Here is a 6,769-nt window from a genome sequence, read left to right on the forward strand (position 1 = left end):
TGTGGGAGCGGCTCCCACACGATGCCGTGCCCCGAGCGTACCGCAGCTTCGTGACGGTGCGCCGCAGCGAAGCTGCAGCATCCGCGCAACACCCGCCCCCTGACGGACGCCGTGCAAAGCGCTATCCTGCCGCCAGTTTTTTGCTGCCAGGCGATAGATCATGTCCCAGCCCTCCTTGTCCGTTCCGGTCGATGCCGCCCCGAACGACTCCGCGCCCGATACCACGATGCTGCGTGCCGTGAAGGCGAGTGCGCTGCAGACGTCGCCGTTCGAGCATATATATATGCAGAACGTGTTCTCGCCCGGTTTCTACGAGCGGCTGCTCAAGCTGATTCCGGCGCGCGAGCGCTTCCACGATCTGCGCCACAAGGACGCGATGCGCGCCGACGGCAGCAGCGCCCGGCGGCGGATGTATCTGTACCCGGAACACCTGTGGCGGCTGCCGGCCGAGCAGCGCGCGCTGTGTGGGTCGATCTCGCGCGTGCTGCGCTCGCGCGACATGCAGGATGCCTTCAAGCTCAAGTTCAGACAGTCGCTCGAAACCCGCTTCGGCCGCAGCATCGACCAGATCGATCTGTACCCCATACCCATCCTGGTGTGCGACCTGCCCGGCTATCAGATCGGCATCCACGCCGACGTGATGGCCAAGGCCATCACCGTGCAGTTCTATCTGCCGAGGGACGCCTCGCAGCGCCACATCGGCACGGTGTTCCACTACGGCCGCACCGGCCCCGAGGCGGAAAAGACCATCGCGATGGATTTCATGCCGGCCAGCGGCTACGCCTTCGCCGTGATGGAGCGAGAAAGCTGGCACAGCGCGCGCCGCACCACCGAAGCGGACGGCGAGCGCCGGACCCTCATGCTGACCTACTACGTGCAGGACACGCCCAAGGCCTGGTTCAAGCGCCGCTGGGATCGCTTCCGCACCTTCTTCGGCCTCGGTCCGAAGGGCTGACCAAAGGGCGCGCCCGCGCCTGCCCACCTGAGACACCTGTAGCCTCTGCGCGCTGAGACGTTCGTCTCACCCTTCCGCGCCCGCCTGTTTCAGGATTAACCCCTTGTGATTTGGGGAAGTTCCCCCGCCTTGATCGCAAAGGATTTTTTCCCCTGCGGTGCCGTCATTCCCGGCCCGCGCGCTTTTGGCATGGATGATGCAGTTCTCCTCCCGCGCGTTGTCGCCGGATGCCGCTGTGCGCATCCGAAAAAAACGGAGGAGAACCCATGAACAAGCAAACCGGTCGCCTTGCCGGACCACTCCTGACCTGCCTGGTCGCGATGTTCGGCCTGAACGCCGCCGTGCAGGCCGAAGATCCGGAACCGCCGCTCGGCGTGAACGTGCTCGAAGCCACCTTCAAGTGGCGTCCGAACTACGTCAGCGACGACATGCTCATCCACGCCGACAAGGACGCCAACAACTGGCTGCATTACGGCAAGGACTATCAGGGCTGGCGCTTTTCGCAGCTCGGACAGGTGACGCGCGACAACGTGAAGAAGCTGGTGCCGAAGTGGAATCTGTCATTCGGCGTCAATGACGCACAGGTCAGCCAGACCACGGTGGTGAATGGCCGCATCTACGTGACCGCCAGCCAGAACAAGGTGTTCTCGCTCGATGGTTCGACCGGTCGCATGATCTGGAAGTACGAGCGCTCGCTGCCCGGCGACCTCGGCCCGCGCCTGTGCTGCGAAGCGGTGAATCGTGGTGTCGCGGTGTACAAGGACATGGTGTACATGGCCACGCTCGATACGCATATCGTCGCGCTGAACAACACCACCGGCCGCGTCGTGTGGGAAAAGAAGATGGGCGACTACACCAGCGGCGAAATCTACACGTCGATGCCACTGGTGGCCGACGGCAAGATCGTGGTCGGCAATTCGGGCAGCGACGTCGGCGGCAATGTCGGCAAGATCACTGCGCTCGATCCGGATACCGGCGAAATCGTCTGGCAGACGCTGACCCGGCCGAACAGCGCGAGCGATCCGCATGCCGCAACATGGGCCAACGACTCGTGGCGCACCGGTGGCGCGTCCGCCTGGCTGACCGGCAACTACGAAGCCAAGACCAACACGATCTACTGGGGTGTCGGCAATCCGACGCCCGACTTCGATCCGTCGGTGCGCAAGGGCGACAACCTGTACAGCAACTCGACGCTGGCGATGGACGCGAAGACCGGCAAGATCAAGTTCCACTTCCAGTACACACCGAACGACGCCTGGGACTACGACGGCAACAACGAAACCATCCTGGTCGACGACGAAAAGGGTCGCAAGGTGTGGCTGCACGGTGACCGCAACGGCCACCTGTACTCGATCGATCGCACCAGCGGCAAGTGCAACTGGGTGGTGCCGATCGCGCGCGTCAACTGGGTGACCGGCTTCAAGGACAACTGCCGCCCCATCGTCAATCCGGACAAGGTGCCCGGCTACGACAAGATCACCACCGACATCGCGCCGATTCTCGACGGCGGCAAGGAATGGCACCCGGCGGCCTACAGCCCGCAGACCAAGCTGCTCTATGTGCCCTACATCGACAGCTCGATGGACATCCAGGCCAAGAAGATGGAATGGAAGCGCGGCGAGTGGTTCCTGTCGTCCAAGGTGCTGAAGGCCAACCCCTATACCGGCGGCATCAAAGCGTTCAACGCCACCACCGGCGAACAGGTGTGGTCGCGTCCGCAGAGCACACCGGCCACCAGCGGCCTGCTGGCGACTGCCGGCGGCATCGTGTTCTCGGGTGATGCCGAAGGCTTCTTCTCGGCCATGCGCGACGACTCGGGTGAAACGCTGTGGCGCTTCAACGTAGGCACCGGCATCCACGGCAACCCGACCACCTTCACGGTCGACGGCAAGCAATACGTCGCCATCGTGTATGGCCCGGGCGGCGGCAGCCTCTGGCCGCTGGTCTACGGCGAGCTGTTCAAGCAGCAGAACCGCGGCGGCGGAATGATGGTGTTCGGTCTTGCGGACTGAACGCATGACGCGCAGCGCGGCACGTTCATTGCGATGCCTGCTCGGGTTGCTGGCGTGTGCAGCGCTGCCGGTGTCGGCCGGCGGCGCACCCGCCCCGCTCGGTGTGTGCGTGGTCGAACAGAATCCGCCGTTCTCATCGCGCTCGCTTGCACCGGCCGGTGTCGATGTGGACGTCGCGCAGGCCGTCGCGGCGCGCGTTGGCCGCACGGTGCAGTGGCAGTGGATCACGCTGCAGGCACGCGGCGGTCTCGGCCGTGCGCTGAAGGAGTCGATTCAGGCCGGCGGCTGCGAACTGTTCGCCGGCATGCCGGTGACCGACGGTGGCGACGACGATCTGTCGGCACGCGGGCTGGTGGCGTCGCAGCCCTATGTGTCGGTCGGCTACGTGCTGCTGACGCCGACGGCCAGCGCGATCGGATCGATGGCCGGGGTGGGTGCGCAGAAGATCGGCGCGGTCACCGCCACGCCGGCTGATCTGTACCTGCTGGCCGGCGGCTTCAACCGCTCGCCGTTCGCCGGCAGCGCGGCGCTGCTGGACGCGCTGGCGAAAGGCCAGGTCGGCGCCGGTCTGCTGTGGGCCGGACGGGTGGCGGGTGATGCATTGCCCGCGGGTGTGGTCGTGCGCGAGGCGCTTCAGGCGCCGGCGCTGCAGACCCGCTTTGTCATGGTCAGCCGGCGCAGCGATACGGCGTTGACCGGTGCGGTCGACGCGGCACTCGGCGCGCTGCAGGCCGATGGCTCGCTCGACGCGATCGCCGCGCGGAACGGAGTGCCGACCGGCAGGCAGCAGGGCGGCAGATGATGGAGATGTACCGGCCACGCGGGCGCTGTCTGCCCGCGGGCTGCAATAAAAAGGAGTGGCAGATGATTCGATACACAGCACGGTGTGTGCTGCTGATGGCGCTGGCTGGCAGCGTGCAGGCGTTCGGCCCGGGGCAGGCGCCGGCCAACAATCCGATGGCCGGCGACCGCGGCGCGGCCGGCAAGGGCGAAGAACTTTTCGGACGCAACTGCCAGCAGTGCCACAACTCGCGCGGCAAGGGCGGCAAGGGACCGCAGCTGGTCAAGGGTGCCTGGGGCCCGGGTGGCGCGAACAGCGATGGCCAGATGTTCGAACTGATCGCCCACGGCCGCGCCGGTACCCAGATGGGTGGCTTCGCAAACTCGCTGAAGGAAGAGGAAATCTGGCAGATCATCGCCTTCCTGCGTGAGGAAGCGCTGCGCGTCCAGGCAGCAGACAAGCTGGCCAAGGATGACGACGAGATTCCCTACTATTGATCCGCTCCCGCACGAGTCAAGCGAAAGAACCTGATGAAACACGATGGATTCAATGCTGCATCCCGCGGTCTGCTCGCCGCCCTCGCCTGCGCAGGTGCACTGACGGCCGCACCCGCGCTGGCGCAGTCGGCACGCCCGACGCTCGACCTCGCGACTGCGCGCCTGATGGCCGACGCGTGCGAACGCCATGCGAAGGAAAAGGGCTGGCGCATGATCATCGCGATCAACGACGAAGCCGGTAATCCGAAGCATTTCAGCCGGATGGACGGCAGCATCCTGATCAGCATCCGTGTGGCGCAGCTGAAGGCCGACACGTCGGCCGGCGCGCCATTTTCGACGCGCCAGTTCCGCGAATTGTCGAAGACGGTGATCGGCGCCGAACTGATTCCGCACACCACCACCATAATAGGCGGTCTGCCGATCGTGACTTCGAAGGGCGCGCACATCGGCAGTATCGGTGTCAGCGGCGGGTCGGAAGAAGAAGATGAAGTGTGTGCGCAGAAGGCGCTCGACGCCGTGAAGCATCTGATGTGAGGGGTAGGGCCGGCGGCTCTCTGGCCTTCTTCTTGCTAAGGAGGTTGGTGCTCGCGGGCGCCGGCCCGCGGCACGACACATACCAATAATTCAAAAGGAGCCAGCATGAAATCCCTGCCGATATCCGTCGCGCTTGCTACCGTGGTCCTGTCCGGCTGTGCCGGTCTCGGGACGAAAAGTGCCGGGCGTGATGAGGCGCCGGACACGCACAAGCAGTATTGGGCGAAGTACGACCATTCACTGAAGCCGGTGACACCGGCGGTCACGCTGAGCGAAAAGCTCGGATTGCCCGAGCCCGCGCGTCCGGCGGCGGGTGGTACAGCCGCCGCAGCCACTGCAGCCGCTGCGCCGGTACCCGCCATCCGCAGTTGCGCGGAAGCTGCGCCCGACGCCACCCTCAAACTCATCGCACGGCTGGAAGCCACGCAGGGCAAATCGCAAGGAGGATCGGCGGAGCTCGACGCATCGGTCGTCAGGCTGGCCGAACGTACGCAGATGCTGTCCTTCCTGCGCGAGTCGCTCTACCGTACCTGCGAGCGCGCCGCCGCTGGCCAGATCAGCAAGGAAGAGGCTGCTGCCGCCTACGACAAGGTGATGAACTCGGTGCATGCCATCATCGAAACCGACCGCGACCGCGCCCGCGAATCGGCGGCGAAAGCGGTAAAGGGTCTGTCACCGGAACAGATCAAGGCACTGCAGTAAGCCGCTTGCCGATGGCCTGACCGCGGCGGGAGCCGGGCATCCCGCCGCGCTTCAGGCTCTGGCTTCCACCCATTGCGGGCGCGATCCACTGATCGCAGATTCCGCATGTCGATCGAGCACAGTCAGCCTGCCATGCGCCGATTCGCGATCAATGGATCGCTCCCACAACGGCGTCTTGGCGCGACGCCCTCCGCGAGCGCGAGGTCTGGTGGAGCGATCCACTGATCGCGGATTCCGCATGTCGATCGAGCACAGTCAGCCTGCCATGCGCCGATTCGCGATCAATGGATCGCTCCCACAACGGCGTCTTGGCGCGACGCCCTCCGCGAGCGCGATGTCTGGTGGGCGCGATCCACTGATCGCGGATTCCGCATGTCGATCGAGCGCCGTCACCCCGCCATGCGCCAATTCGCGATCAATGGATCGCTCCCACAACGGCGTCATGGCGCGACGCCCTCCGCGAGCGCGATGTCTGGTGGAGCGATCCACTGATCGCGGATTCCGCATGTCGATCGAGCGCCGGCACCCCGCCAGGCGCCGATTCGCGATCGATCGATCGCGAATCGGCGCGTGGCGGGGTGACTGCGCTCGATCGACATGCGGATTCCGCGATCAGTGGATCGCGCCCCCACCGCCGTCCGGGCGCGACGCCGTCCGCGAGCGCGATGTCTGGTGGAGCGATCCACTGATCGCGGATTCCGCATGTCGATCGAGCGCCGTCACCCCGCCATGCGCCGATTCGCGATGGATCGCGCCTGCAACTTTTCCCTTTACACCTTCCGATACACCTCGGCGCCCTGCTTGACGAACTCGATCGACTTCGTTGCCATGCCCTGGGTGAGCGCGGCCTCATTGCTGATGCCCTGGGCGGCGGCGTAGTCGCGCACGTCCTGGGTGATCTTCATGCTGCAGAAGTGCGGGCCGCACATGGAACAGAAGTGGGCGAGCTTGGCGCCGTGCTGGGGCAGCGTCTCGTCGTGGAATTCGCGCGCCTTGTCCGGGTCGAGGCCGAGGTTGAACTGGTCGTCCCAGCGGAATTCGAAGCGCGACTTCGAGAGCGCGTTGTCGCGGATCTGCGCGCCCGGGTGGCCCTTGGCGAGGTCGGCCGCGTGCGCGGCGAGCTTGTACGTGATGATGCCCGTCTTCACGTCGTCCTTGTCCGGCAGCCCCAGGTGCTCCTTGGGCGTGACGTAGCAGAGCATGGCCGTGCCGTACCAGCCGATCATCGCCGCGCCGATGCCGCTGGTGATGTGGTCGTAGCCGGGGGCGATGTCGGTGGTCAGCGGGC

7 protein-coding genes are annotated in these 6,769 nt (G+C 65.5%); 6 read left to right on the forward strand and 1 reads right to left on the reverse strand.

What is annotated here, in order from left to right; genetic code table 11:
• The first annotated feature begins 160 nt into the window (after window positions 1–160).
• The 6 genes from NMQ14_RS18540 (at window position 161) to NMQ14_RS18565 (ending at window position 5,481) form a co-directional block, all read left to right on the forward strand.
• Window positions 161–955, forward strand: coding sequence for a hypothetical protein (locus tag NMQ14_RS18540; RefSeq protein ID WP_257098348.1), 795 nt, complete (start codon window positions 161–163; stop codon window positions 953–955).
• Window positions 956–1,221: 266 nt separating this feature from the next.
• A complete protein-coding gene (locus tag NMQ14_RS18545; protein WP_257098349.1) occupies window positions 1,222–2,967 on the forward strand; it encodes a PQQ-dependent dehydrogenase, methanol/ethanol family in 1,746 nt (581 codons plus the stop codon).
• Between the two features lie 4 nt (window positions 2,968–2,971).
• Complete coding sequence (locus NMQ14_RS18550) at window positions 2,972–3,769, forward strand: ABC transporter substrate-binding protein (RefSeq protein ID WP_257098350.1); 798 nt, start codon at window positions 2,972–2,974, stop codon at window positions 3,767–3,769.
• Between the two features lie 62 nt (window positions 3,770–3,831).
• A complete protein-coding gene (locus tag NMQ14_RS18555) occupies window positions 3,832–4,245 on the forward strand; it encodes a c-type cytochrome (RefSeq protein ID WP_257098351.1) in 414 nt (137 codons plus the stop codon).
• Between the two features lie 33 nt (window positions 4,246–4,278).
• Window positions 4,279–4,779, forward strand: a complete 501-nt coding sequence (locus tag NMQ14_RS18560) for a heme-binding protein (RefSeq protein ID WP_257098352.1) — start codon at window positions 4,279–4,281, stop codon at window positions 4,777–4,779.
• 105 nt (window positions 4,780–4,884) lie between these two features.
• The gene (locus tag NMQ14_RS18565; RefSeq protein ID WP_257098353.1) at window positions 4,885–5,481 is read left to right on the forward strand and encodes a hypothetical protein; all 597 of its coding nucleotides are present in this window, start codon (window positions 4,885–4,887) and stop codon (window positions 5,479–5,481) included.
• A 770-nt stretch (window positions 5,482–6,251) separates the two neighbouring features.
• On the opposite strand, the gene NMQ14_RS18570 is transcribed toward NMQ14_RS18565, so the two are convergent.
• Window positions 6,252–6,769: phosphomethylpyrimidine synthase ThiC (locus NMQ14_RS18570; RefSeq protein WP_257097953.1), on the reverse strand; the 518-nt coding region annotated here is incomplete at its 5' end.

Origin of the sequence: Methyloversatilis sp. XJ19-13, from assembly GCF_024580155.1 — a bacterium.
GTDB lineage: Bacteria > Pseudomonadota > Gammaproteobacteria > Burkholderiales > Rhodocyclaceae > Methyloversatilis.

Excerpts from the sequence above, each read along its gene's own strand:
- NMQ14_RS18540 (WP_257098348.1), top strand. The coding sequence starts at position 161 with ATGTCCCAGCCCTCCTTGTCCGTTCCGGTCGATGCCGCCCCGAACGAC.
- NMQ14_RS18545 (WP_257098349.1), top strand. The coding sequence starts at position 1,222 with ATGAACAAGCAAACCGGTCGCCTTGCCGGACCACTCCTGACCTGCCTG.
- NMQ14_RS18550 (WP_257098350.1), top strand. The coding sequence starts at position 2,972 with ATGACGCGCAGCGCGGCACGTTCATTGCGATGCCTGCTCGGGTTGCTG.
- NMQ14_RS18555 (WP_257098351.1), top strand. The coding sequence starts at position 3,832 with ATGATTCGATACACAGCACGGTGTGTGCTGCTGATGGCGCTGGCTGGC.
- NMQ14_RS18560 (WP_257098352.1), top strand. The coding sequence starts at position 4,279 with ATGAAACACGATGGATTCAATGCTGCATCCCGCGGTCTGCTCGCCGCC.
- NMQ14_RS18565 (WP_257098353.1), top strand. The coding sequence starts at position 4,885 with ATGAAATCCCTGCCGATATCCGTCGCGCTTGCTACCGTGGTCCTGTCC.